Source organism: Streptomyces sp. NPDC051664, assembly GCF_044453545.1.
Classification (GTDB): Bacteria; Actinomycetota; Actinomycetes; order Streptomycetales; family Streptomycetaceae; genus Streptomyces.
This window is the reverse complement of record NZ_JBITCU010000001.1, coordinates 603445-629588: the sequence shown is the minus strand read 5'-3', so window position 1 is coordinate 629588 and position 26144 is coordinate 603445. Positions and strand designations below refer to the sequence as shown.

General features: G+C 72.3%; 22 protein-coding genes and 1 pseudogene. 8 read left to right on the top strand and 15 right to left on the bottom strand.

All coding sequences use genetic code 11. The features are described from left to right. Positions 1-102: 102 nt before the first annotated feature. Both ACIA8E_RS02825 and ACIA8E_RS02820 read left to right on the top strand, forming a co-directional pair. Positions 103-2154 (top strand): GTP-binding protein, encoded by a 2052-nt coding sequence (locus ACIA8E_RS02825; RefSeq protein WP_399293513.1) that lies wholly within the window; start codon positions 103-105, stop codon positions 2152-2154. Between the two features lie 125 nt (positions 2155-2279). Beyond that, positions 2280-4649: a HelD family protein gene (locus ACIA8E_RS02820; protein WP_399293511.1), complete on the top strand. Its 2370-nt coding sequence runs from the start codon at positions 2280-2282 to the stop codon at positions 4647-4649. 43 nt (positions 4650-4692) lie between these two features. Here ACIA8E_RS02820 and ACIA8E_RS02815 read toward each other — a convergent pair whose 3' ends face one another. The 12 genes from ACIA8E_RS02815 to ACIA8E_RS02760 all read right to left on the bottom strand — a co-directional run bounded on the left by ACIA8E_RS02815 (position 4693) and on the right by ACIA8E_RS02760 (position 18412). Next, positions 4693-6387: an IclR family transcriptional regulator C-terminal domain-containing protein gene (locus ACIA8E_RS02815; protein ID WP_399293508.1), complete on the bottom strand. Its 1695-nt coding sequence runs from the start codon at positions 6385-6387 to the stop codon at positions 4693-4695. Between the two features lie 191 nt (positions 6388-6578). Beyond that, on the bottom strand, positions 6579-7757 hold the full coding sequence (locus tag ACIA8E_RS02810; RefSeq protein ID WP_399293505.1) for a 4-hydroxybenzoate 3-monooxygenase: 1179 nt from the start codon (positions 7755-7757) through the stop codon (positions 6579-6581). 5 nt (positions 7758-7762) lie between these two features. After that, positions 7763-8935, bottom strand: coding sequence for a 3-oxoadipate enol-lactonase (pcaD, locus tag ACIA8E_RS02805; protein ID WP_399293503.1), 1173 nt, complete (start codon positions 8933-8935; stop codon positions 7763-7765). Positions 8936-9155: 220 nt separating this feature from the next. Next, positions 9156-10574 carry a 3-carboxy-cis,cis-muconate cycloisomerase gene (pcaB, locus tag ACIA8E_RS02800; protein ID WP_399293500.1) on the bottom strand — a complete coding sequence of 473 codons (1419 nt, stop codon included), beginning with the start codon at positions 10572-10574 and terminating at the stop codon, positions 9156-9158. Next, on the bottom strand, positions 10561-11127 hold the full coding sequence (pcaG, locus tag ACIA8E_RS02795; protein ID WP_399293497.1) for a protocatechuate 3,4-dioxygenase subunit alpha: 567 nt from the start codon (positions 11125-11127) through the stop codon (positions 10561-10563). The genes pcaB and pcaG overlap by 14 nt, the downstream gene beginning before the upstream one ends. Beyond that, positions 11127-11897, bottom strand: a complete 771-nt coding sequence (gene pcaH, locus ACIA8E_RS02790; protein ID WP_399293495.1) for a protocatechuate 3,4-dioxygenase subunit beta — start codon at positions 11895-11897, stop codon at positions 11127-11129. Before pcaH ends, pcaG begins: the two co-directional genes overlap by 1 nt. A gap of 10 nt (positions 11898-11907) precedes the next feature. Further along, complete coding sequence (locus ACIA8E_RS02785; protein WP_399293492.1) at positions 11908-13098, bottom strand: thiolase family protein; 1191 nt, start codon at positions 13096-13098, stop codon at positions 11908-11910. Further along, positions 13095-13751, bottom strand: coding sequence for a CoA transferase subunit B (locus ACIA8E_RS02780; protein ID WP_399293490.1), 657 nt, complete (start codon positions 13749-13751; stop codon positions 13095-13097). Before ACIA8E_RS02780 ends, ACIA8E_RS02785 begins: the two co-directional genes overlap by 4 nt. Beyond that, complete coding sequence (locus ACIA8E_RS02775; RefSeq protein WP_399293487.1) at positions 13751-14515, bottom strand: CoA transferase subunit A; 765 nt, start codon at positions 14513-14515, stop codon at positions 13751-13753. Before ACIA8E_RS02775 ends, ACIA8E_RS02780 begins: the two co-directional genes overlap by 1 nt. A gap of 230 nt (positions 14516-14745) precedes the next feature. Beyond that, positions 14746-16086, bottom strand: coding sequence for an MFS transporter (locus tag ACIA8E_RS02770; protein ID WP_399293484.1), 1341 nt, complete (start codon positions 16084-16086; stop codon positions 14746-14748). Between the two features lie 422 nt (positions 16087-16508). Beyond that, on the bottom strand, positions 16509-17384 hold the full coding sequence (locus tag ACIA8E_RS02765) for a tetratricopeptide repeat protein (RefSeq protein ID WP_399293482.1): 876 nt from the start codon (positions 17382-17384) through the stop codon (positions 16509-16511). 26 nt (positions 17385-17410) lie between these two features. After that, positions 17411-18412 carry a GNAT family N-acetyltransferase gene (locus tag ACIA8E_RS02760; RefSeq protein WP_399293479.1) on the bottom strand — a complete coding sequence of 334 codons (1002 nt, stop codon included), beginning with the start codon at positions 18410-18412 and terminating at the stop codon, positions 17411-17413. Positions 18413-18529: 117 nt separating this feature from the next. On the opposite strand from ACIA8E_RS02760, the gene fdxA reads away from it, so the two are divergent. Together fdxA and dapC are read left to right on the top strand one after the other, a co-directional pair. After that, entirely contained in the window at positions 18530-18850 is a 321-nt protein-coding gene (gene fdxA, locus ACIA8E_RS02755) for a ferredoxin (protein ID WP_018956287.1), read from the top strand. A gap of 150 nt (positions 18851-19000) precedes the next feature. Further along, a complete protein-coding gene (dapC, locus tag ACIA8E_RS02750) occupies positions 19001-20098 on the top strand; it encodes a succinyldiaminopimelate transaminase (RefSeq protein ID WP_399293476.1) in 1098 nt (365 codons plus the stop codon). A 116-nt stretch (positions 20099-20214) separates the two neighbouring features. Here dapC and ACIA8E_RS02745 read toward each other — a convergent pair whose 3' ends face one another. Both ACIA8E_RS02745 and ACIA8E_RS02740 read right to left on the bottom strand, forming a co-directional pair. Further along, positions 20215-20715: an ATP-binding protein gene (locus ACIA8E_RS02745; RefSeq protein WP_399293474.1), complete on the bottom strand. Its 501-nt coding sequence runs from the start codon at positions 20713-20715 to the stop codon at positions 20215-20217. A 284-nt stretch (positions 20716-20999) separates the two neighbouring features. Continuing rightward, positions 21000-21956: a hypothetical protein gene (locus ACIA8E_RS02740; protein ID WP_399293471.1), complete on the bottom strand. Its 957-nt coding sequence runs from the start codon at positions 21954-21956 to the stop codon at positions 21000-21002. A gap of 61 nt (positions 21957-22017) precedes the next feature. Between ACIA8E_RS02740 and dapE the strand changes: the two genes are divergently transcribed. After that, positions 22018-23097 carry a succinyl-diaminopimelate desuccinylase gene (dapE, locus tag ACIA8E_RS02735; RefSeq protein WP_329161040.1) on the top strand — a complete coding sequence of 360 codons (1080 nt, stop codon included), beginning with the start codon at positions 22018-22020 and terminating at the stop codon, positions 23095-23097. 85 nt (positions 23098-23182) lie between these two features. Beyond that, positions 23183-23932, top strand: coding sequence for a TIGR00730 family Rossman fold protein (locus ACIA8E_RS02730; protein WP_030915368.1), 750 nt, complete (start codon positions 23183-23185; stop codon positions 23930-23932). Between the two features lie 117 nt (positions 23933-24049). Here the strand turns inward: ACIA8E_RS02730 and folP are convergent, their stop codons facing one another. Next, positions 24050-24922 (bottom strand): dihydropteroate synthase, encoded by an 873-nt coding sequence (gene folP, locus ACIA8E_RS02725; protein WP_399293467.1) that lies wholly within the window; start codon positions 24920-24922, stop codon positions 24050-24052. Positions 24923-25032: 110 nt separating this feature from the next. Between folP and ACIA8E_RS02720 the strand changes: the two are divergent. Both ACIA8E_RS02720 and ACIA8E_RS02715 read left to right on the top strand, forming a co-directional pair. Continuing rightward, positions 25033-25377: pseudogene (locus ACIA8E_RS02720) on the top strand (cell division protein DivIVA); the annotation flags it as partial. A 173-nt stretch (positions 25378-25550) separates the two neighbouring features. Further along, positions 25551-26141 carry a DNA-3-methyladenine glycosylase I gene (locus ACIA8E_RS02715; protein ID WP_399293465.1) on the top strand — a complete coding sequence of 197 codons (591 nt, stop codon included), beginning with the start codon at positions 25551-25553 and terminating at the stop codon, positions 26139-26141. Positions 26142-26144: the final 3 nt, after the last annotated feature.

Sequence of the window (26144 nt, the reverse complement as noted above, 5' to 3'; positions counted from 1 at the left end):
CGGCCGGCCATCAGTAAATCGAGACCCAGGAGACGATCATGCGCGGAACTCTCGTGTTCATTCAGACGGAAATTGCCACCGATCTTGAGGACATGAAGCTCCGTGCACATGCTGAACCTGGGAATTCTGGCGCATGTCGACGCCGGTAAGACAAGCCTGACCGAGCGGCTGCTCCACGCCGCCGGGGTCATCGACGAGATCGGCAGCGTCGACGACGGGAACACCCAGACCGATTCTCTCGCGCTCGAACGACAGCGCGGCATTACGATCAAGTCGGCCGTCGTCTCGTTTCCCATCGACGACATCACGGTCAATCTGATCGACACACCCGGTCACCCGGACTTCATTGCCGAGGTGGAGCGGGTATTGAGCGTGCTCGACGGCGCGGTGCTGGTCGTGTCCGCCGTGGAGGGTGTGCAGGCGCAGACCCGCGTGCTGATGCGGACCCTGCAACGGCTGCGCATTCCCACGCTCATCTTCGTGAACAAGATCGACCGCGGCGGTGCGCAGTACGCGTCCGTCCTGCGGACCGTCTCCGAGAAGCTGACCCGGGACGTGGTCGCGATGGGGTCGGTCGACAGGCAGGGGACGCGGAGCGCCCGCTGCACGCCGTACACGGACTCCGCCCCCGGCTTCACCTCCCGGCTGACCGAGCTGCTCGCCGACCGTGACGACGCTCTCCTCGCCGCGTACGTCGACGGCGGCGCGCCGCTCCCGTACAGCACGCTCCGCAGTGCGCTGGTCGAGCAGACCGGGCAGGCGCTCGTCCATCCGGTCTACTTCGGCTCGGCCATCACCGGGGCGGGTGTGGACGCGCTGATCGGCGGGATCAGGGAGCTGCTGCCCGCGGCCGAGGGCGACGTCGACGGGCCGGTCTCGGGCACCGTGTTCAAGGTCGAGCGCGGTTCGAGCGGCGAGAAGATCGCGTACGTCCGGATGTTCTCGGGAACGGTACGGACCCGCGACCGGCTGCCGTTCGGCCGGGGCGGCGGACGCGGTGACAGCGTCTCGCCGGGCGAGCGAGGCGGGCGCGACGACGGCAAGGTCACCGCCATCGGCGTCTTCGACCAGGGCTCCACCGTCCGTGCCGCATCGGTCCGTGCGGGGCAGATCGGGAAGCTCCGGGGGCTCGGCGACATTCGGATCGGTGATTCGGTCGGCGTGCCGGGCACCGCCACGACCGGTCACTTCTTCGCCCCGCCGACGCTCGAATCGGTCGTCGTTCCCCGTGCTCCGGCCGGCCGGGGCGAACTCCATCTCGCACTCGCCCAGCTCGCCGAACAGGACCCGCTGATCAATCTGCGTCAGGACGACATCCGGAAGGAAGTGTCCGTATCGCTCTACGGCGAGGTGCAGAAGGAAGTCATTCAGGCGACGCTGGCGGACGAATTCGGGATCGACGTCACCTTCCGGGAGACCACCACCATCTGTGTGGAACGGCCGATCGGCAGCGGATCCGCTTTCGAGGTCGGGGACACGGAGCACAATCCTTTCCTGGCGACCATCGGGCTGCGCGTCGATCCGGCCCCGATCGGCAGCGGAGTGGAATACCGGCTGGAGGTGGAGCTCGGATCCATGCCGTTCTCATTGATGAGGGCGGTCGAGGAAACGGTCCGTTCGGCGCTGCGGCAGGGAATTCGCGGCTGGCAGGTCACCGATTGCATTGTCACGATGACACATTCCGGCTACTGGCCCCGGCAGAGCCATTCGCATGCCGTATTCGACAAATCCATGTCGAGCACGGCCGGGGATTTCCGTAATCTGACACCGCTGGTCCTGATGGCCGCGTTGCAACAGGCCGGCACCACGGTGTACGAGCCGATGCACCGGTTCCGGCTGGAACTTCCGGCGGACACGCTCGGCCCGGCCCTGCCCGTACTCGCCCGTCTGCGCGCGGTGCCGCGGACGCCGGCCGTGCAGGGAGCGTCGTGCCTACTGCAGGGCGAGATTCCGGCGGCCCGGGTCCATGAGCTGCACCAACAGCTTCCGGCGCTCACGCGCGGCGAAGGCGTCCTGGAGACGGCCTTCGACTCGTACCGGGCGGTCGTCGGTACGGCCCCGGACCGTCCGCGTACCGACCACAACCCGCTCAACCGCAAGGAGTACCTGCTGCACACGGTGCGCAGGATCGCCGGGCAAGGGGATCCCCGGTAGCCGGTGCCGGGGCGGGAGGGGATCCGGGTCCGGCGTACCCCCGGACCTGCGCGGCTCCCCTTCCGTCCCGATGTAGGGCACCCTTGGCTGCCGCCCACCACCGCCCGCAGGGAGTCAGTGCACCGTTGTCCACAGCTGAGATCGCACATGAGCAGGACCATCTCGACATGCTCCACGCCCGCGTGGCGGCCCTCCGCGAGGATGCCCGGAACCAGCTGACCGGCGTCCTCCGGGAGACCGGCGGGACCCGGCAGGGGCGGCTGGAGCGCGAGGCGGCCGCCGCCCGGTACGCCGGGCAGGTCGCTCGTTACGACGCCGCCGAGAACGGGCTCTGCTTCGGGCGGCTCGACCTGCGGGACGGCGATCGGCACTACATCGGGCGCGTCGGACTGCCCGCCGAGTCCGCCGTCGACGATCCGCTGCTGCTGGACTGGCGCGCACCCGCCGCCCGCCCTTTCTACGTCGCCACGCCCGCTGCCCCGCACGGCGTCCGCAAGCGTCGCCACATCACCACCCGCGGGGACCGGGTCGTCCGGCTCGACGACGAGGTTCTCGACCGCGACGGGGTGCCGGTCGGCGAGCTGACCGGCGAGGCCGCGCTGCTCGCCTCGCTCGACGCCGGGCGCACCGGCCGCATGCACGACATCGTTGCCACGCTCCAGGCCGAGCAGGACGCGATCATCCGCTCCGACCACCGCGGGGTCCTGGTGGTGCAGGGCGGCCCCGGCACCGGCAAGACCGCGGTCGCGCTCCACCGTGCCGCGTATCTCCTCTACACGCACCGGCAACTGGCCTCCCGGGGCGTGCTGGTCGTCGGACCGAACCCCACCTTCATCGGGTACATCGGCCAGGTGCTGCCCGGTCTCGGTGAGAACAGCGTGCTGCTCTCCACCGTCGGCGAGCTGTTCCCGGGCGTCCGCGCCGACCGGACCGAACCGTCGGAGACCGCCGAGCTCAAGGGGCGTACGGAGATGGCGGCCGTGATCGCGGCGGCGGTCCGGGACCGGCAGGTGCCGGCGGGCACCGGGCTCGAGGTCGAGTTCGACGGCGATGTCGTCCGCCTCGACCACGAGGAGTGCGTACGTGCCGCCGACGCCGCCCGCGCAACCAGGCTGCCGCACAACAGGGCCGCCCCCGTCTTCCGGCGCGAGATCGTCGCCGCGCTGGCCCGGCGGTCCGTCGAGGACACCCGCCACCTCGCCGACCGGCTGGAGGCGGACATCGCCGAGGTGCTCGCCGAGGCCGATCTCGACCGTGCCGTACGCGCCGACCTGGACGCCCTGCCGGGGCCGCTCGGCGAGGAGGACTCGGCCGCTGCCCAGGAACGGACCGAGGCGCAGGACATCGCCGACGTACGGCGGATGCTCGCCTCCGACACCGACGTACGGGCCGCGCTCGACGCCCTGTGGCCGCCGCTCACCGCACAGCGGTTGCTGACCGACCTGTACGGCGAACGTGCACGGCTAGCTTCGGCGGCACATGAACTGACCGATACGGAACGGGAGTTGCTGTACCGGACGCCGGGGGACGGCTGGACCGCCGCCGACGTGCCGCTGCTCGACGAGGCCGCCGAACTGCTCGGTCAGGACAACCGTGCGCCCGAGGCCGCCGCCGCGGCCGAGCGGGCGGAGGGCGTCGCGTACGCGCAGGGCGTCCTCGACCTCGCGGCAGACGACGGTGAGGACGAGGAGAGCCTCACGGGCATGCTCGACGCCGAGACGCTCGCCGACCGCCACGAGGAACACATGGTCCGCACCGTCGCCGAACGCGCCTTCGCCGACCGGGGCTGGGCCTTCGGGCACATCATCGTCGACGAGGCGCAGGAGCTGTCCCAGATGGCCTGGCGGCTGCTGATGCGGCGCTGCCCGACCCGCTCCATGACCCTGGTCGGTGACGTCGCGCAGACCGGCGACGCGGCGGGTGCCTCTTCGTGGGCGTCCGCGCTCGCCCCGCACGTCGGCGACCGGTGGCGGCAGGTGCCCCTCACGGTCAACTACCGCACGCCCGCCGAGATCATGGCATCCACCACGGAGGTTCTCGCGGCGCTCGGCCCGGGGCTCCAGCTGCCGCGCTCGGTACGGGAGACGGGAGTGGAGCCGTGGCGCATGCGCACCGAGCCCGGCCTGCTGGCCCGCACCCTCGCCGACCGGGCGGCGAAGGACGCTGCCGCACTGGAGGACGGCCGGCTCGCGGTTCTCGTCCCTGACGCCCGCCGTGACGAACTGGGCGCCGCGGTCGCCGAGTCGGTCCCGGATGCGGTGTACGGGGACGAGCCCGACCTGGAGAGCCGGGTGGTGGTGCTGGGGGTACGACAGGCGAAGGGCCTGGAGTTCGACGCGGTGCTCATCGCCGATCCGACGGAGATCCTGGCCCGGTCGACACGGGGTCTGAACGACCTGTACGTGGCACTGACCCGGGCGACACAACGCCTCGGGATCATCCACGGGGGCCCGGCCCCCGCGGTGCTGGAGGGGACGGTCACGGAACTCACCTGAGGGTGGGCGGCACACCCCGCGAAGGGATCGCGATCCGGAGCCGTCAGGGGATCGCGAGCCGGACCCGTTCCGTCACGACCGCCAGGTCCTCCTCGATCGCGGCCGTCGCCGCCGTGAGCGCGGGCAGCACCGCTTGCCGCACGTCGTCCAGGGTGCCCCGGCTGGCGTGGGTGGAGACGTTCACGGCGGCGACCACGCGGCCGGTGCGGTCGTGCACGGGCACCGCGATCGACCGCAGACCCTCCTCCAGCTCCTGGTCCACCAGGGCGTGACCGTCCCGTCGTGCCTGCGCCACGGCCTCGGCAAGATCGGCGGCGTCGACCCGGGTGAACGGCGTCAGCGGCCGCACCGAGGCGCGGGCCAGTCGCTCGGCCGCCTCCTGCTCGGGCAGACCGGCAAGCAGCACCCGGCCCATGGAGGTGGCGTAGGCCGGGAAGCGGGTACCGACCGTGATGTTGACACTCATGATGCGCACGGTGTGCACCCGGGCGACGTACATGATGTCGTCGTCGGCCAGCACCGCGACGGACGCCGAGTCGTGCACCTGCTCCACCAGCCGGGCCAGATGGGGCTGCGCGATCTCCGCGAAGCTCAGCCGGGAGAGGCGGGCATAGCCCAGTTCCAGCACTGTGGGCAGCAGCGTGAAACGGCGTCCCTCACCGGCCGGGGCCGCATACCCCAGCTGCTGGAGGGAGAGCAGCGCCCGGCGGGCGGTGGCGCGGGCCAGGCCGGTCGCCTCCGCGGCGCCGGAAAGGGTGAGCCCACCGGGTGCTGATCCCAGGGCGGTGAGCACGGCCAGCCCCCGGGTCAGCGACTGCAGGAATTCCGGACCCAGCTCCGCCTTGGCGGCGCGCGAGGTGTCCGGGCCGCCGGGCGCGGGCGGCGTGGCCGCCGGTGCGGGGGAGGCCAGTGCCGCCTCCATCCGCGCCCCGTACTCCCGCAGCCGGGGCAGGGCGTGCTCGGCCAGCGACCGAGCGCTGTGCCTGCTGGTGTGACTGACCACGCTGAGCGCACACACCGTGCTGCCGTCGGGGGCGTGCACGGGGACCGCGACGGCGACCAGACCGGGCTCGATCAGCTGGTCGTCGGCGGCCCAGCCGGCGCCACGGGCGTCGGCCACCCGCTGCCGGAAGGCCGACTCCACCTCGTCGGGGGCCGGTGGCGCCGAGCGGGGCGGAACGGCGGGGAAGCCGGCGTCACGGGGGTCGTCGCGCAGCCGGCTGCGCCAGTCGGCTTGCTGCTCGGCGCTCCACCCGGAGGCGAAGAGGGCACCCGGGGCGCACCGCTCGGCGGGCAGCAGATCACCGATCTGGAAGGCCAGCGCCATGGTGCGCCGCCGGGTGGACTGGCTGATGAACCGCACCCCGGCCCCGTCCGGCACCGCGAGGGAGACCGACTCGTCCAGCTCGTCGGCCAACGCGACGGCGAGCGGTTCCAGGGCGTCGGGGAGACCGCAGCAGGTGAGGTAGGCATTGCCCAGCTCCATCAGGCGCGGCGCGAGCAACACGTCGCGGTCGTCCTCGATACGCAGATGTCCCAGGTGGGTGAGGGTGGTGACGATGCGGTCGACGGTGGAGCGTGCCAGGCCGGTGGCGCGGACCAGATCGCCGGGGCGCATCCGTGGTCCTGGGTGGGCGGCCAGGGCGCGCAGCACGGCCAGACCGCGCTCCAGCGGTCCGACCGGCTCGCCGCCGGGTGCTGCGGCGTCCGCCTCGGATGCGGTCGCGGCATGCGGCATGCGGTCCTCCTCGTCGAGCCTCCGGGGTGTGCGGAAACCGTACCCGCCGGACCCTGCGGCCGCGCGGGGCGGCCAGGCCCTGCGCACCCGCTCCACCTGCGCCGACGGGGTGATGGGCACCCGCCCGCGGGCAACGCCTGCGGTGCGCGGCGCTCTTCGGGACCCCGCACCGCCGCTGCGTCCGCAGGAGCTCAACCGATGTGCAGACCCGCGTAGTTCTCGGCGAGCTCCGCAGCCGCGTGCCGGGACGACGACACGCGGTCCAGCTGGGAGACCTGGAGCCGGGTCTCGAACGCGCTCTGGCCCGGGTCGGTGTGCAGGGTCGTCGTCATGAAGTACGAGAAGTGCTCCGCGCGCCACACCCGGTGCAGACAGGTGTCCGAGTACTCGTCGAGCAGCTCGGTGGAGCCGCTGTCCTTCAGGTGGGCAAAGGCCCGGGCGAGCACGACGACGTCGGAGACCGCGAGGTTGAGCCCCTTCGCACCGGTGGGCGGGACGATGTGCGCGGCGTCGCCGGCCAGGAAGACCCGGCCCCAGCGCATGGGTTCGGTGACGAAGCTGCGCATCGGCAGCACCGCCTTGGAGGTGATCGGGCCACGTTCGAGCCGCCAGTCGCCGTCGGTCGCGAAACGGGCGTCGAGCTCGTCCCATATCCGGTCGTCCGGCCAGTCGGCCGGGTCGGTGCCGTTCGGGACCTGCAGATAGAGCCGGCTGACCGTGGCGGAGCGCATGCTGTGCAGGGCGAAGCCGCGCGGCGAGTGGGCGTAGATCAGCTCGTCGCACGACGGCGGGACATCGGCCAGGATGCCGAACCACGAGTAGGGGTAGACCCGCTCGAAGGCGCTCATGATGCCGTCCGGGACCGCCTTGCGGGTCACGCCGTGGAACCCGTCGCAGCCCACGACGTAGTCGCACCCGAGAGTCCTGTCCTGTCCCTGGTGGGTGTAGTGGATGACGGGCCGGTCCGTGTCGGCTCCCACGACATCGTTCACCTGGGCCTCGAACAGCAACGGGGCGCCGTCCGCCGTCTGAAGGGCGATCAGGTCCTTGACGACCTCGGTCTGGGCGTACACCCACACTTTGCGGCCGCCGGTGAGCGACGGGAAGTCGATGCGCTGTGCCCGGCGGTTCCAGCGCAGCTCGATGCCGTCGTGGACCAGACCCTCGCGGTCCAGTCGCTCGCCCGCACCCGACTCCCGCAGGACGTCGACCGTGCTCTGCTCGAGGATGCCGGCGCGCTGGCGCTGCTCGACGTAGGTGCGGTCCCGGCTCTCCAGAACGACGCAGTCGATGCCGGAGTTGTGCAGGAGCCGGGCGAGCAGCAGCCCTGCGGGGCCGCCGCCGATGATGCCGACTGTGGTGTGGTCCATGGCGGTCAGTTCTCCTCTTCGAGAATGCGGTTCGCGATGGCGAAAGCGGCGTTCGCCGCGGGCACGCCGCAGTAGACGGCCGACTGGAGCAGGACTTCGTGGATCTCCGCGGAGGTGAGACCGTTGCGCCGAGCGGCCCGCACATGCATCGCCAGTTCCTCGTGGTGCCCGTGGGCCACCAGCGCGGTGAGGGTGATGCAGCTGCGGGTTCTGCGGCTCAGCCCGGGCCGGGTCCAGATCTCGCCCCATGCGTAGCGGGTGATGAAGTCCTGGAAACCGGCGGTGAAGTCGGTGGTGCGGGTGATCGCCCGGTCGACGTGCTCGTCGCCGAGCACGGCGCGGCGCACGGCCATACCGGCGTCGTGCCGGGAGGCGTCGTCGGCAGGCGGTGCGGCATCGGCCGCGAAGTGTCCCAGCAGCGCGGCCAGCACGGGCACCGGACGCTCGACGTTGGCGAGGTGCGCGGCGTGCGCCACCTCGGTCAGGGCCGCGCCGGGGATGCCGTCAGCCAGCTCGCGGGCGTGCGCGACGGGCGTCGCCAGGTCCTCGCGGCCCGCAACGACCAGGGTCGGCGCGGTGATACGAGCCAGCTCGGCGCGCAGGTCGAGGCCGGCGAGTGCGTCGCAGAGCCCGGCGTAGGCCCCGGGATCGGCCGCGGACAAGTCGTCGATCATCGCCCGCGCGGCCGGGGAGGCCGCGAAGGACGGGGTGAACCAGCGGGCGGGGGCGGTCTCCGCGACCGGGCCGGTGCCCTCGGCGCGCACCAGCGCCGCGCGGTCGGACCAGCCCTCCGGCCGTCCGAAGTGGGCCGAGGAGCAGAGGATCGCGAGCGAGGTGACCCGCTCGGGGTGGTGCACGGCGAGCCAGGTGCCGACGGCGCCACCCAGCGAGATGCCGGCGTAACCGAACTCCTCGATGCCGAGCGCGTCGGCGAGGCCGAGGACCAGCTGTCCGAGGTCGGCGACGGTGCCGCCGTCGGGCAGCAGGCCGGCCGGGGAGCCGCCGTGGCCGGGCAGGTCCCAGCGCACCACTCGGTGGATCCGGGCCAGCGACGGGGTCTGGGGGTCCCACACGGCCAGCGAGGTGCCGAGCGAAGGGCCCAGGATCAGCGGCGGGGCGGAGTCCCGGCCGTCCACGCGGTGGTGCAGCAGACGCTGCGACGGGGCAGAAGTGCTCATGCGGTCTCCTCGTGCTGGTGGTGCGGGGCCGCCCGGCGGGCGGTGGGGCGCGGACGGCCGGGGGCCGCCGGTCGGTGCGGTGGGGCAGGGGGCCCGGCGCCGTCGATGTCCGACGCTGTATCAGATCGGGTCCTGAGCAACGCCGACGCCGCGTCAGATCGCGGCCTGGGCAGAGCCGGTGCGGTGTCAGGGTCGGGTTCCGGGCGGCGCCGGTGCGGTGTCAGGTCGAGTTCTGGGCGCCGCCGGTGCGGCGCAGGGCGCGGTCCACGAGGGCGCCCGCGGAGCCCGCGTACTGTGTCGGGTCGGTCAGTTCGCGCAGCCGGTCCTGCGGGAGGGCGCCGGCGATGCCGGGCTCCTGCCGGAGGGCCTCGTCGAGTTCCATGCCCTGCTCGGCGGCGCGGCGGGAGGCCCGGGACAGTGCCTGCCTGGCCTCGCCGCGGCCGATCAGGGCCGCCAGCACCGCGGCGAGCCGCTCGCTGATGATCAGGCCGTCGGTGGCGTCGAGGTTGTCGCGCATCCGGTGCGGGTGGACGCGCAGGCCTTCGGCCAGGTCGGCGGCGTCGCGGGCGGCTCCGCCGGCCAGACGCAGGGCCTGGCGCAGGGGCTGCCACTCGGCGTGCCAGGCGCCGGCCGGGCGCTCGTCCTCGGCGGCCAGCCCGGCGTAGAGCACGGAGGCGAGGGCGGGGACCTGTCGGGCCGCGGCGGCGATCAGCGTGGCGCGGACCGGATTGGCCTTGTGCGGCATGGCGGAGGAGCCGCCACCGCTGCTCTCGCCGAGTTCGCCGACCTCCGTACGGGACAGCAGCAGGACGTCCGCCGCGAGTTTGCCGAGTGCCCCGGCGGTGAAGGCGAGGGCGCCGGCCAGGTCGGCGACGGGGGTGCGCAGGGTGTGCCAGGGCAGTGTGGGCTCGGCCAGTCCGGTCTCGGCGGCGTAGCCGGCGAGCAGCCGCAGGCCCAGATCCGGCTCGGGATCCGGGCCGGCGGTCGAGCCGTCGGCCTCGGCGAAGGCGTGAAAGGCCGCCAGGGTGCCGGCCGCTCCGCCGAGTTGTGCGGGCAGCGCTGCCCGGACGGCCGCGAGGCGTTCGTGGGCGTCGAGCACCAGCGAGCGCCAGCCGGCGGCCTTGAGGCCGAAGGTGGTGGGCACGGCGTGCTGGGTGAGCGTGCGTCCGGCGATCGGTGTGTCGCGGTGCTCGGCGGCGAGCCGCGCCAAGGCGTCGGCCGCGCGTCCGAGGTCGGCGAGAACGGGTTCCAGGGCGCGGGCGGCGACCAGCATTGCGGCCGTGTCCAGGATGTCCTGGCTGGTGGCGCCGCGGTGCACATGGGCGGCGGCCTGCCGGTCGTGCTCGGCGACGGCCGCGGTCAGGTCGGCGACGAGCGGGATGACAGGGTTGCCGCCGGAGCGGGCGCGCAGCGCGAGATCCCGGACGTCGTAGCGGGCGGTCTCGGCGGCCGCCGCCGTGACGGCCTGCGCCGCCGCGGCGGGGGCGAGGCCCAGCGCGGCCTGCGCGCGGGTCAGCGCGGCTTCGGCATCCAGCATCGCGCGCACGTACGCGGCATCGCCGGTGGCGGCCTCGACCGCTGACCCGGCCTGCCCCGGGGAGAGCAGGCCGAGGTCCTCGGCGGGGTCAGTCGAAGGCAAGGAAGACCGTCTCCTCGTGCTCACCGTCACCCTGGAGCCGGATGTCGAAGCGGTGCAGTCGCTCTCCGTGCGGGACGGCGAGGAGCGTGGCGCGGCGCTCGGGCTCCAGGCCGGCCAGCAGCGGGTCGGCCGCGGTGTCGGTCAGGCCGGGCAGGTAGATCCGGGTGTGCAGATGGTGCAGCAGACCACGGGCGAAGACGATCACCGAGAGGTAGGGGACGCCGCCGGGCGGCAGCGTACGCAGCTCGTAGTGGCCGTCCGCGTCGGTCCCGACGCGGCCGAAGCCGGTGAAGCCGACGTCGGTCCGGCCGATGACCGCTCCGGTGACGGGGTCGCGGCGCAGCGAGCCGGGCGCGCCGCGGCGCGAGCCGTCGGGTGCGGGCTGCCAGATCTCGATCAGGGCGTCGGGGACGGGAGCCCCGGCGCCGTCGTAGACGTGGCCGTGGACGGTGAGGGCGTCGGGGTGTCCGGCGGGGGCGATCTCTCCGCCCTTCGCGAACGGCAGCGCGTAGCCGTAGAAAGGGCCCACGGTCTGCGACGGGGTGGTGGACATCAGCGGCCCTCCTCGATCCAGGTGGCGGCCGGGCCGTCGAGGACGATGTCCCAGCGGTAGCCGAGCGACCATTCGGGGGTGGACAGGCCGTGGTCGTACGTCGCGACGAGCCGCCGGCGCGCGGAGTCGTCGGTGACGGACTGGAGGATGGGGTCGTAGGCGAAGAGCGGGTCCCCCGGAAAGTACATCTGGGTGATCAGCCGCTGGGTGAAGGCGTTGCCGAAGAGCGAGAAGTGGATGTGGGCAGGACGCCAGGCGTTGACGTGGTTGCGCCAGGGGTAGGCGCCCGGCTTGACGGTGACGAACTCGTACGCGCCCTGGTCGTCGGTCAGGCAGCGGCCCACACCGGTGAAGTTGGGGTCGAACGGGGCGGGATGGTCGTCGCGCTGGTGGGCGTAGCGGCCCGAGGCGTTGGCCTGCCAGATCTCGACCAGCTGGCCGCGCACCGGGCGGCCGTCCCGGTCCAGCACCCGGCCGGTGACCCTGATCCGCTCGCCGAGCGGCTCGCCCTGGTGACGGCGGGTCAGGTCGTGGTCGAGGGCGGTGACATCGGTGACGCCGAAGACCGGGCCGGAGAGCTCCACGGCCTCGGGGTCGTGCAGGGCGACCAGCGGCTTGCCGGGGTGGCGCAGGACGCTGCTGCGGTAAGGGGCGTACCCGCGGGCGGGGTGGCTCCTCGTGGGCGCACCGGCGGCCACGGCCTTGGCGTAGGCGTCGCGCTGCTCGGCTATCTCCTCGGAGATCCCAGCTTGGGTCAGAGGGGTGGTCATACGGGGTTTCCTACCTTTCCAGGACCAGGGCGAGGCCCTGTCCGACGCCGATGCACAGGGCGGCGAGGCCGGTTCCGGAGCCCGCGGCGGCGAGCTGGTGGGCGACGGCTCCGGCGATACGGGCACCGGAGGCGCCGAGCGGGTGGCCGATGGCGATGGCTCCGCCGCGCGGGTTGACGACCGCGGGGTCGAGGCCGGGCCATTCGGCCAGGCAGCCCAGGGACTGGGCGGCGAAGGCCTCGTTGAGTTCGAACGTGGTCAGGTCGTCGAAGCCGCGGCCGGCCCTGGTCAGGGCCTTCCTGACGGCCTCGACGGGGCCGAGGCCGAAGTACTGCGGCTCGACGGCGGTGACGGCCGAGGCGCGGACGCGTGCCAGCGGCTCACGGCCGGTGGCCCTCAGGCCCTCCTCGTCCACGAGCAGCAGGGCGGCGGCGCCGTCGTTGAGCGGAGAGGCGTTGCCGGCGGTGACCGTGCCGTCCGGGCGGAAGACCGGCTTCAGCCCGGCCAGCGACTGGGGCGAGGTGTTGTCCCGAATGGTCTCGTCGCGGGTGAGGCCGACGCCCTCGACGGGCACGACCTCGCCGTCGTACAGGCCGTTCTTCCAGGCGCGGGCGGCTTTCTCATGGCTTGCCACGGCGAAGGCGTCCTGCTGCTCGCGGGTGATGCCGTACCGGTCGGCGATCAGTTCGGCGCCCTCACCGAGCGGGACGGTCCACTGCGGCTCCAGGCGCTGGTTGACCATGCGCCAGCCGATCGTGGTGGAGAACAGCTCCTGGTTGCCGGCCGGGAAGGCACGCGAGGGTTTGGGCAGCACCCAGGGGGCGCGGCTCATCGACTCCACGCCGCCCGCGACGGCGACGGAGGCGTCGCCGACCGCGATGGCGCGGGCGGCCTGGACGACGGCTTCGAGGCCGGAGGCGCACAGCCGGTTGACGGTGCTGCCGGGGACGGTGACGGGCAGTCCGGCGAGCAGCACGGCCATCCGGGCGACGTTGCGGTTCTCCTCGCCGGCGCCGTTGGCATTGCCGAAGAGGACGTCGTCGATCCGAGCCGGGTCGAGGTCCGGTGTACGGGTCAGCAGGGACCGCAGCACTCCGGCAGCGAGGTCGTCGGGGCGTACGCCGGACAGGGCGCCCCCGTACTTGCCGACCGGGGTGCGTACGGCGTCGACGATGTAGACATCGCGCAGCTGACGGGTCATCGCGTGCTCCCTTCGACGGCCGCGGCGATCCGGACCGGGGCGGCGGTCAGGTGCTGGATCTCCTCGGCGGTGACGCCCGGGGCACTCTCCACCAGGAGGAGGCCGTCGTCGGTGACGTCCAGGACGCCGAGGTCGGTGATGATGCGGTCGACACAGGTCCGGCCGGTGAGCGGCAGCGTGCACTCCTCGACGATCTTCGGGCTGCCGTCCTTGGCGGTGTGGGTCATCGTCACGATGACCCGCCGGGCCCCGTGCACCAGGTCCATGGCCCCGCCGATGCCGGTGACCAGCTTGCCGGGAACGGCCCAGTTGGCGAGGTCGCCACGGGCGGAGACCTGCATGGCGCCCAGTACGGCGGTGTCGATGTGGCCGCCGCGGATCATTCCGAAGGAGAGCGCCGAGTCGAAGAAGGAGGCGCCGGGCAGGACGGTGACGGTCTCCTTGCCGGCGTTGATCAGGTCCGGGTCGACCTCGTCGTCGCAGGGGAACGGGCCGGTGCCGAGGATGCCGTTCTCCGACTCCAGGACGACCTGGACGCCGTCGGGGAGGTGGTTGGGGATCAGTGTGGGCAGCCCGATGCCGAGGTTCACGTACTCACCGTCGCTCAGCTCGCGGGCCGCGCGGGCGGCCATCTCGTCTCGCGTCCAGGCCATCAGGCCGACACCTTCCTGGTCGTGCGCTTCTCGATCTGCTTGTCCACGGCCTGCCGGGGAGTGAGCGGCACCACCCGCTGGACGAAGATGCCCGGCAGATGGACCTGGTCCGGGTCGATCTCGCCCGGCTCGACCAGCTCCTCGACCTCGGCGATCGTGATCCGGCCGGCCATGGCTGCCAGCGGATTGAAGTTGCGGGACGACTTGTTGAAGACCAGGTTGCCGTGCCGGTCCCCCCTGGCGGCCCGGACCAGTGCGAAGTCGGTGGTGATACCCCGCTCCAGCACGTACTCGAGACCGTCGAACTCGCGGGTCTCCTTGCGCGGCGATGCCACCGAGACCCCGCCCGCGCCGTCATAGCGCCAAGGCAGTCCGCCGTCGGCGACCTGCGTGCCGACGCCGGCCGGTGTGAAGAAGGCGGGGATGCCGCAACCGCCGGCGCGCAGCCGCTCGGCCAGGGTGCCCTGGGGGATGAGCTCGACCTCCAGCTCACCGGCGAGGTACTGCCGGGCGAACTCCTTGTTCGCGCCGATGTAGCTGCCCGTGACCCGGGCGATCCGGCCCGCCGAGAGCAGGACCGCGAGACCGGAGTCCATCGCGCCGCAGTTGTTGGAAACCACACCCAGTCCGCAGACTCCGGTGTCGTACACCGCCTGGATCAGCGTGTTCGGTACGCCGCTGAGGCCGAAGCCACCGACCGCGAACGACGCACCGTCGTGGACATCTGCCACGGCCTGTGCGGCCGAGGCGACCACCTTGTCCATGCGCCCGCCTATCCGTCGTGTTCGCCAGATGAACTTAAGTTCACATTGCCCCTGATTCTGATCCCCCGACACCTGGTTCGTCAACGGCTCGGGTGGCAGGGTTTCCGGGCGCACCCGCCGCATCGAACGGGCGCGCCCGCGGAACGCCCGGCGTCGGCCGGGGTTCCGCGGGCGCGTCCGATCACGTCACTCGCGAGGCGAGGCGGGGCAGGGCGGGGCGGGGTGGGGTGTCAGTCGGTCGCACCGGCCAGTGCCGAGGTCTGCTGTGCAGCCGCCCCGCGCCGGGCGCGGCGAGCCAGTGGCACCAGGCAGATCGCGGCCGCGCCCAGCACGGCGGCGCCGGCGAAGGTGGTGAATCCGAGGCCGGCGTTGCCGCCCTCGATGACGGCGCCGCCGAGCCAGGGGCCGACGACCGCGCCGGTGCGGCCGATGCCGGTGACCCAGCCCAGGCCGGTGGCCCGCTGGGCGGGCGCGTACACGCTCGAGGTGGCCGAATACACCATGGCCTGGGCGCTGAAGAGCCAGATGCCGGTGATGAAGACGACCGTGTAGGCGACGCCGAGCGGCAGGTGGGCCCTGAGCAGGAAGGTGCCGCAGGCGGTCAGGATGAACCAGATCGCGGAGACACGTACGGCGCCGAAGCGGTCGGCGGCGCGGCCGGCCAGGAGCATGCCGACGATGCCGCCCGCGTTGATGATCATCAGGAAGGTGACGGAGGAGGAGAGGGAGTAGCCGGAGGCCCGCATCAGCTGAGGCAGCCAGGTGGAGACGCCGTAGACGAGCAGCAGACCTGCGAAGGAGGCGACCCACAGCAGTGGGGTCGCGATCCGCGAACCGGGCGCGAACAGCGACGCGACTGCGGCGAAGCGCCCCCTGGCGCCGGCCTCGGGTGCCTCGGCCGCGGTCGGCGAGGGCAGGCCGTAACGGGCGGCGACGGCCTCGGCGTCGGAGGCGCGCCCCTTGGCGAGCAGCACCCCCGGCGACTCGGGCAGCCACTTCAGTACCAGCGGCACCGCGATCAGGGCGGGCAGCACACCGGCCCAGAAGACGGCGCGCCAGCCGAAGTCCGGAGCGAGGGCGAGGCCGAGGCCGGTCGCCACCATGCCTCCGGCGTGGTACGAGGTCATCATCAGCCCGATGGAGAGCGCGGCCCGGCGCGGCGGGGCGAACTCGGTGACGACCGCCAGGGCGATCGGCATCAGCCCGCCCAGGCCAAGGCCGGCCAGGAACCGCCCGGCGCCGAAGGCGGTCACGGACGGCGCGAGCGCGCACAGCGCGGAGCCGACGGAGAACAGCGAGACGCTCCAGACCACGACGGGCCGGCGACCGAGCCAGTCGGTGAGCGTGCCCGCGGTCAGGGCGCCGATCAGCATGCCGAAGGTGGTCCAGCTGCCGACCGTGCCGGCGGTCGAGGCGGTGAAACCGAGGGAGGAGTCGTCGAGCAGGTGCGGCATCACGGCGCCGTAGATGTTGACGTCCATGCCGTCGAAGAACACGGCCAGCCAGCACAGGGCCATGACGGCACCGACGGTGCGGAACGAGCGCTCAGGTGGGGCGGAGCGGGTAGTCACTGATACTCACTTCTCTCACGTCGTCGCGGTACCTGCGCTGCATGCGCTGCACGCCGAAAGGAGGCGGCGCGGCCTCCCTGTCGCCGAGGCCGGAGCGGGCCCCCTGGAGCTCGCGTTCGCTGAGTGAACAATGGTTCGAGCGGTGACGTGAGTTTCGTAAAAAATAAACGGCCTTGTCAATGGTTCGGACAGCGAATGTGCCGCGCGAATGAGGGCGTGCGAGAAGCCCGGAGGGGATCCTCCGGGACCGGGGGTGAAGACCGCCGCGCGCGCACGCTGTCCGGCGGCACGCAACTCGGCGTCGCGTCCGGGGCGACTTCCGTCCGCCGGAAGCCGGTGGTGAATACGGCGGCCTGCGTACGGCCCGTCCAGGGTCCTGCTCCCGGCAGTCAGGACGGGCCGGCACCGCCGCGCCTCTACGGCTAGTTCAGCAACGCCCTCGCCGCGCGCGCCCGCCCTCTGATCGCCTCTGCAGCCGTTGGTTCCACCGCCCCGACCAACTCCGCGTACTCCTCCATCTCGGCCGCCCCGCGAAGGAACTCCCCGCTCTGCACGAGCAGTTGAGCCCGCTCGTAGCGCAGCCTCGCCGGATGGGACGGCAGCAGCAGGGACAGTTCCACCGCCCAGAGCGCCACCCGCGTGCTCTCCGGGCGGACCGCCGCCCACGCCCTGATGTTGTTCAGGATCCGCAGCACGATCTCCAGCGGGCGGGCCGGTACCAGCATCGTCGGTTCCAGCGGCGCTCCGGTCGCCCCCGTCACCAGCAGCTCCGCGTCCTGCCCGGTCATCGGCCGGCCGCCGGCGAACGGGTCGGCCAGCACCCGTTCGGCCGGATCGCCGAACCCGACGACGAAATGACCCGGCAGCGCCACCCCGTACACCGGGGCGCCCGCCCGCCGCGCGACCTCGATCCACACCACCGACAGCAGAATCGGCAGTCCGCGCCGGCGCCGCAGCACGTGGTGCAGCAGAGACGACTCCAGCCGCTGGTAGTCCGCCGAGGAGCCCGCGAACCCGCACCGCTCACCGAGCAGTTCGGCCAGCGCCGAGGCCCAGGCGTGCCCACCCCGTACCCCGTACGGAAGCAGGCCCGCCAGCCGGTCCAGCTCGATCTGCGCCGCGTCGATCCCCTCCCCGTCCAGTGCCGGGTCGGCCTCCGCGGCCAGCAGCAGGCAGAGCAGCGCCAGGTCCGGCCGTTCGGCGCGCGCCTCCTCGGCGAACCGGCGACGGAGCTCGTCCCGCCCGGAACCCGACGGGTTCTCGGGGTCCGGAGGGTTCGGAGGGTTCGGAGGGTTCATGGGGGACACGTATGTACCTTCCCCGGTTACGCCGACCGGAAGTGGTGATAGAGGTGATGCGTCTCGAACCCCATCCGGTCGTAGAGCGCACGCGCTCCCTCGTTGTCCGCCTCCACCTGCAGCCAGGCCGCCGACGCGCCCTCGTCCAGCGCCTGGCGGGCCAGGGCGGTCATCACGGCGGTGGCGAGCCCCCGGCGCCGGTAAGCGGCACCGACCTCGACGGCCATGAAGCCCGCCCAGCGGCCGTCCACCACACACCGCCCGATCGCGGCGGGCGCCTCGCCCTCCGCGTCACCCGGCACGGTCGCGAACCACACCGAGGGCCCGCTGCCCAGCACCTTCAGCACATGAGGGCCGGGGGTGTCGAACCGCTGGTAGCGCGAGAGCCACCCCTCGTCGATCTCCCGGCCCAGCCGCACCGGCGCGACGTCCGCGTCCAGATCGCCGATCGGGGCCAGCGCCGCGATCCGTACCTGCGCCGTCACCTCACGCCGCCACCCGTGGCGCTCCAGCTCCGCGCACAGCTCCTCCTGCGTGCCCTCGGCGCCGGTCGCGGTCTGGATGTACGCGGGCAGGCCCCGGTCGTCGTACCACCGCTTCACCCGTGCGAGCGCCTCGTCGAGCGGGATCCCCGGGTCGCCGAGCGGCAGCACGGAGTTGGCGCGCCGGGTGAAGCCGGCCGCCGAGCGCAGCAGCCAGTCGCCGAGCGATTCGCTCTCCACGGGCTGCCAGGCACGGGCACAGACGGGGGCGAGCTCCGCGAACGTGGCCGCCGGGCCCCGGCGCCGGGCCGGTGCGGACGGCACGACCTTGCCCGCCACCAGCGACGATTCCGCGATATGGACGGACTCACCGCTCTTCGGTGTGATCGACAGCACACCGGCGTCCCATGATGTGAGAACGCCTACCGTGTCGGTGAACTTCGATCCTGCCGCGTCGCCCTTGGAGCGGCGGCGGACTGATACCCGTTTGCCCACGTCAGCTGGTGTAATTCGGACCTCAAGCCATCCGCCGACGGTGAATTCCACAGCTCTGTCCGCCCCTCCTGTTCGGTTCGTGCCCAGGAACGGAGATACTAGGGGTGGGCATCGACGACGCCGCGCTCCCGCGCGAGAGCCAACGCCCTACCGAGGAGGAACGACAGCGTGACCTACGTCATCGCGCAGCCTTGTGTCGACGTAAAGGACAAGGCCTGCATCGAAGAGTGCCCCGTCGACTGCATCTATGAGGGCCAGCGGTCCTTGTACATCCACCCGGACGAATGCGTCGACTGTGGAGCCTGTGAGCCGGTGTGCCCGGTCGAGGCGATCTTCTACGAGGACGACACCCCGGAGGAGTGGAAGGACTACTACAAGGCGAACGTCGAGTTCTTCGACGACCTCGGGTCGCCCGGTGGTGCCTCCAAGCTGGGCCTGATCGAGCGCGACCACGCGTTCATCGCAGCACTGCCGCCGCAGAACCAGTAGGCAGCGACCGGCACGTGCGCCGCCTCGGTCCCGTACGGCTCGTCACCGTGCGGGGCCGAGGTGTTTTCCGGCCCGAACCACCGGCAGTCCCCGAACCACCCGAACCACCCGCATCACCCTCGTAACCCTCGTACGAGAAAGCAGAGATCCGTGTCCCCAGCAGTCTCCTCCCGCCTGCCGGTCTTTCCCTGGGACAAGCTCGCGCCCTACAAGTCGACCGCTGCGGCCCACCCGGACGGCATCGTCGACCTGTCCGTCGGCACCCCCGTCGACCCCGTGCCCGGTCTGATCCAGCAGGCGCTCGTCGCCGCCGCGGACAGCCCGGGCTATCCGACGGTGTGGGGAACGGCCGAACTCCGCGACGCCCTCACCGGTTGGGTGGAGCGGCGCCTCGGCGCGATCTCCGTGGCGCACGAGAACGTGCTGCCGGTCCTCGGCTCCAAGGAGCTCGTGGCCTGGCTGCCGACCCAGCTCGGCCTCGGCGCGGGTGACAAGGTGGCGTACCCGCGGCTCGCCTACCCGACGTACGAGGTGGGCGCCCGGCTCTGTGGCGCCGAGCCCGTCGTGTACGACGACCCGACCGAGCTCGACCCGGCCGGCCTCAAGCTGCTCTGGCTCAACTCGCCGTCCAACCCGACCGGCCGCGTCCTGTCCAAGGACGAGCTGACCCGGATCGTCGCCTGGGCGCGCGAGCACGACGTGCTGATCTTCAGCGACGAGTGCTACCTGGAGCTCGGCTGGGAGGCCGAACCGGTCTCCGTGCTCCACCCCGACGTCTGCGGCGGTACGTACGAGGGCGTCGTCGCCGTCCACTCGCTCTCCAAGCGCTCCAACCTCGCCGGATACCGCGCGGCCTTCATCGCGGGCGACGCGGCCGTCCTCGGCGAGCTGCTGCTGATCCGCAAGCACGGCGGAATGATGACGCCTGCCCCGGTCCAGGCGGCCACCATCGCGGCGCTCGGAGACGACACGCACGTCGCCGAGCAGCGGACCCGGTACGCGGACCGGCGCGCGGCACTGCGCGCGGCGCTGGAGGCCCACGGCTTCCGGATCGAGCACAGCGAGGCGAGCCTCTACCTGTGGGCGACGCGCGACGAACCGTGCTGGGAGACCGTGGCGTACCTTGCGGAGCTCGGCATCCTGGTGGCGCCGGGTGACTTCTACGGACCGGCGGGCGACCGCTTCGTACGCGTGGCGTTCACGGCGACGGACGAGCGCGTCGAGGCAGCGGTCAAGCGGCTGTCCTGAAACGGGACGACAGGACCGGCACCGCATGATCTGAACGGCATGATCCGAACGACATGCGAGAGGGCCTCGGGAGTGCACACTCCCGAGGCCCTCTCGCATGTGCCGTGCCGGCTGGATCAGGCGATCGGCAGGCCCTGCGTCGGCAGACCCTGGGTGGGCAGGCCCTGCGTCGGCAGCCCGTGGGTGGGCAGGCCCTGGGTGGGCAGCCCGTGCGTCGGCAGGCCGCCGGTGAGGCTGTCGGTGGGCAGACCGCCCTTGGGCGAGGCACCGGTGGCCCCACCGACCAGCTCACCGGCGCTGCCCGCGGCCTCACCGGCGGCCTTCTGCGCGGCGGGGGCGACCGTGCCGCCCGTCTTGACGACGGTCTTGCCCGCGGCCGGAAGGGTCGTCCCGACGATCTTGCCGCCGGTGGCGCCCGCGGCCTTGGTGCCCTGCTGGGACGCGCCGTCGACGGCCTTGTCGAGGCCCGCGCCGTCGACCGTGGTCAGACCGCCGAGCTCGGGGGTCTGCGGGAGCTCCGCGGCACCTGCGGCGCCGGCCGCACCGACCACGGGGGCTGCACCCGCCGCGATCAGCAGCGCGGCACGGGCGATCCGACGGGTCAGGGGGAGGGACATGATGCTCCTTCGACGGTGTGGATTCTGTCTGTCCGTTGACCGGACGCAGTGACAACCGTCGTGGGGGAGGGAGAGGTTGCGGTGTGCCGAGGTAAAGAGTCGGTAATGCGTCACATAATCGGCAACGGAGGAACCCGGGCAAACATTGCATTCGCCGAGTGTTCGATGAACCGTCACTTCTCTTTGTTCCCACGGAATTTGGACAACGGAGGGAGGGGTGTCGGAAGTGTGTGGTGACCACCGGTTCGGGAAGGCCGGATGGCCCGTACGGGGGACCTTCCGTACTAGCGAACGAGCCCTATGCGGACCTCTGTGGTGCCCGATTCCGTACGCTCCGTCCGCCAGCCCGACCCGGACTTCCACAGCCGGCCCGCATACGCGACCTCGTCGATGTCCAGTGCCTCGGCCTGCGCCACCGCCCAGTGCGTCAGCTCCCAGCCGCGCTGCGCCGTGCCGCCGTCCCCGGCGGTCCGGGCGGACTTCTTCACCGGCACCGAGAGCGTGCCCGCTGCCGCCCCGCCGTGCGTCCCGCCCGCCGACTCCCCATCCTTCGCCTCGCCCGCGGCGGGCAGCACGCCCTTGCCGAAGGTCCGCACCAGTTCCGTGCGCACCTTCGCCGCGTCGGCCGCCGCGACCGCCGTCCGCGTCGGCGTGCAGTTCAGCGCCGTGGGGGTACGGCCGGTCATCGCGGCGGCCAGCAGCGCGGCATCCGGCTCGTGCTTGGCGTACGCCTGCGGGTAGCCACTGCGCTGCACACGCTGCGCGGCGACGGTCAGAGGCAGGCGCGAATAGCCGGGGACCTCGGCCAGATGCTGATAGAACTCCCCGGCCGAGTAGACCGGGTCGAGGATCTGCTTCTCGGTGCCCCAGCCCTGCGAGGGGCGCTGCTGGAACAGCCCGAGCGAGTCACGGTCGCCGTGCTGGATATTGCGCAGCCCGGATTCCTGCAACGCCGTCGCCAGTGCGATCGTCACCGCACGCTCCGGCATCCCGCGGGAGGTGCCGACCGCGGAGATCGTCGCGGCGTTCGCGGCCTGCTCCGGACTCATCCGGTACGTACGCCCCCGGCCCTCCGAGCCGTCGGCGGACTGCACCGTGCACCGCTCGCCGCCCTTGTTGCCGGTGACGTACTGCGCGGTCAGGTAGCCGGCCACGGCGAGAAGTACGGTAAGGGCCGCCGCGATACGGAAGGGGCGGCTGCGGCGGGTGTGTCGGCGGGTGGAGGAGGCGGTCCGGGGCACGGCCCCACCGTACTGGAGGGGCCGAGCGGGCCCGAGACCGAAGTCCCTTAGGGTCGGTTCCATGCCCGAAAGCACGCTTGACCTCACCCTGGACGGCCCGGCGCTCACCGCCCGGCTCGTCGACTTCCCGTCGGTCAGCGGGGACGAGAAGGAGCTGGCCGACGCGATCGAGGCGGCTCTGCGCGCCCTCCCGCACCTGGCCGTCGACCGGCACGGAAACAACGTCGTCGCCAGGACACAGCTGGGCCGCGCCGAACGCGTGGTGCTAGCCGGACACATCGACACCGTCCCGATCGCCGACAACGTTCCGTCCCGGCTCGACGAGAACGGCGTGCTCTGGGGATGCGGCACCTCCGACATGAAGTCCGGCGTCGCCGTCCAGCTGCGGATCGCGGCCACCGTGCCCGAGCCCAACCGCGATCTGACCTTCGTCTTCTACGACAACGAAGAGGTCGCCGCACACCTCAACGGGCTCGGCCATGTCGCCGACGCCCACCCGGACTGGCTGGAGGGCGACTTCGCCGTCCTCCTCGAACCGTCCGACGCCCAGGTCGAGGGCGGTTGCCAGGGCACCCTGCGGGTCTTTCTCCGTACGGAAGGGGAGCGCGCGCACTCCGCACGCAGCTGGATGGGGTCCAATGCCATCCACGCGGCCGCCCCGATCCTCGGCCGCCTCGCCGCGTACGAACCGCGCCGGCCGGTCATCGACGGGCTGGAGTACCGCGAGGGCCTCAACGCCGTGCGGATCGAGGCGGGCGTCGCCAACAACGTCATCCCGGACGCCTGCACCGTAGTCGTCAACTACCGGTACGCCCCTGACCGCAGTGCCGAAGAGGCCCTGGCCCACGTCCACGAGGTCTTCGCGGACTGCGGCGTCGTCGAGTTCACCGTCGACGACCACTCCGGCGCGGCGATGCCCGGCCTCTCCCACCCGGCGGCCGAGGCGTTCATGGCGGCGGTCGGTGGCACCGCCCAGCCCAAGTTCGGATGGACGGACGTCTCCCGTTTCGGCGCGCTCGGCGTCCCCGCGGTGAACTACGGACCCGGCGACGCGCTTCTCGCGCACAAGCGCAACGAGCACGTGGCCGTCGACCGGATCACCCACTGCGAGGAGCGGCTCCGCTCCTGGCTCACCGGCTGACCCACAGCATTCCCCTCTGCGTAACCTCCGTAGATCTACCCTGACCTGACACACAACGTCGGCATGTCGTCGGAGGGAGCAGGTCATGGGCAACCCCGAGGAAGCGCACGTCCCCGAGGAGCAGCGGCTCGGACCGGTACTGCGCCGCAGGGAACAGGTACAGCCCGGCACCACCGATCAGCGGCTGCTGGACACCGAGGGCGACTCCGAGTGGGTGCACACCGACCCATGGCGGGTGATGCGCATCCAGTCGGAGTTCGTCGAAGGATTCGGCGCCCTCGCCGAGCTGCCCAGCGCCATCAGCGTCTTCGGTTCGGCCCGCAGCCCGGTCGGCGGACCGGACTACGAGGCGGGCGTACAGATCGGCAAGGCGCTGGTCGAGGCGGGCTTCGCGGTGATCACCGGCGGCGGTCCCGGAGCGATGGAAGCGGCGAACAAGGGGGCACGGGAGGCGAAGGGCGTCTCGGTCGGCCTCGGCATCGAGCTGCCCTTCGAGTCCGGCCTCAACCCGCACGTCGACATCGGCGTCAACTTCCGCTACTTCTTCGTCCGCAAGACGATGTTCGTGAAGTACGCGCAGGGCTTCGTCGTCCTGCCCGGCGGCCTCGGTACCCTGGACGAACTCTTCGAGGCGCTCACCCTCGTCCAGACGGGCAAGGTGACACGCTTCCCGATCGTGCTCTTCGGCACCGCGTACTGGTCCGGGCTCGTCGACTGGCTGCGGGACACGGTGGTGGCGCAGGGGAAGGCGTCCGAGCGGGATCTGCTGCTCTTCCACGTCACGGACAGCGTGGAAGAGGCGGTCACCCTGGTGACGAAGGAAGTCGGCCGGTAGGACGGCACGCGGGCGCCGCTCAGGCCTCGCGGCGGGGTCCGGGGCGGAGTCCCCGTTTCGGGAAGGGACGGGCAGGGGACAAGGCCCGCCGCAGGCCCCCGCCGCCTCACGCCCCGGCTACGCCAGCCCCCTCCGCGCCACCGCCGGCGCGCGATGCCCGGCAATCGACGCCACCATGTCCAGCACCTGTCGCGTCTCCGCCACCTCGTGCACCCGATACACCCGCGCCCCCAGCCAGGCCGACACCGCGGTCGTCGCCAGCGTCCCGACCAGCCGTTCCTTCACGGGCCGGTCGAGCGTCTCCCCGACGAAGTCCTTGTTGGACAGCGATACGAGGACGGGCCAGCCGGTCTCCGACATCTCACCGAGCCGACGCGTCGCCTCCAGCGAGTGCCGGGTGTTCTTCCCGAAGTCGTGACCGGGGTCGATCATGATGCCGTCCGGCCTGACCCCGAGCTCCACGGCCCGCTCGGCCAGCCCCTCCGTCACCCGCAGGATGTCCGCCATCACGTCGTCGTACACGACCCGGTGCGGCCGGGTCCGCGGTTCGGCGCCGCCCGCGTGCGTGCACACCAGCCCCACCCCGTACCGCGCGGCGACCTCCGCGAGCTTCGGGTCGACCCCGCCCCAGGCGTCGTTCAGCACATCCGCACCGGCCTCGCAGACCGCCTCGCCGACATCGTGGCGCCAGGTGTCGACGCTGATGACGACATCCGGGTGGCGGCGCCGCACCTCGGCGACGAACCCGACCGTGCGTCGGGCCTCCTCCTGGGCCGTCACCTCCTCGCCGGGACCGGCCTTCACCCCGCCGATGTCGATGATCGCGGCGCCGTCCGCGACGGCCTGCTCGACCCGGGCGAGCGCGGGCTCGTCGCGGAAGGTCGCGCCCTGGTCGTAGAAGGAGTCCGGAGTGCGGTTCACGATCGCCATGATCACCGGCTCGTGCGCCCCGAATTCGCGCCGCCCCAGCCTGAGCGCACCGCTTCGCATCCCGTGTTTCTCCTCTGGTAGATCGCCCCGTGGGTCGCCTGCGACCCTAACTGTCGGCACCGCATGGCACGATCGGAGCCGGACAGGTTTTCGCTCCCGGGGAGATGCGCGTGTTCTGGTTCTTGCTGCTGGCGATGGTGGTGGTCGTGGCCGCGGTCACCCTCGCGGTGGTCGGCGGAGGGAAGAGTGCCGTCCTGCAGGACGTGGCGCCCGAGCAGCTGACCGACCCGCTGCCCGCGAACCGGCCGGTCGGCCGCGCGGACATCGAAGCGATGCGACTGCCCGTGGTGGCCCGCGGCTACCGGATGACGGACGTCGACGACGCCCTCGGCCGGCTCGGCGCCGAGCTCGCCGAACGGGACGCGCGGATCGCCGAGCTGGAGTCGGCGCTCGCCGGTGCGCAGGCGACGGCGGTGGGCGGCAAGGGGCTCTTCAAGGAGCCGCAGAACCGGCCGCGCCTGGAGCGGTCCCCGTGGGAACCGCCGCACCCGCCGCTCCCTGAGCGGTCGCATCCGCCGCGCTCCGAGCGGTCCCCGTGGGAGCCGCCGCACCCGTCGGCGCCGTCCGGCCCCCCGCCCGGACCTTCCGGGCCGCAGTCCGGGCCCTGGTCCGGCGAGGAGCCGCAGCGATGAGCGGCGCCGGCGTCGAAGCCGCGACCGACGGCAGGCCGCGCTGCTCCTGGGCACTGTCCACCGACGACTACCTCGTCTACCACGACACCGAATGGGGCCGCCCCGTCCACGGCGACGACGCCCTCTTCGAACGGCTCTGCCTGGAGGCGTTCCAGTCCGGACTGTCCTGGCTGACGATCCTGCGCCGCCGGGAAGGGTTCCGCAGCGCTTTCGCCGGATTCAAGATCCACGCGGTCGCCGAGTTCACCGACGCCGACAAGGAAGGTCTCCTCGCCGACGCCGGGATCATCCGCAACCGCGCGAAGATCGAGGCGACCGTTGCCAACGCCAAGGTGCTGGCCGACTGGCCGGACGGCGAGCTGGACGCACTGATCTGGTCGTACGCCCCCGACCCGGCCACCCGCCCCGCCCCCCGCACCCTCGGCGACGTCCCGGCGGTCACCCCGGAGTCCACGGCTCTCGCCAAGGACCTCAAGAAGCGCGGCCTGCGCTTCATCGGCCCCACGACGGCCTACGCCCTGATGCAGGCGTGCGGCCTGGTCGACGACCACCTGGCCGAATGCGTGGCCCGGGGCACCGCGGCGTAGCGG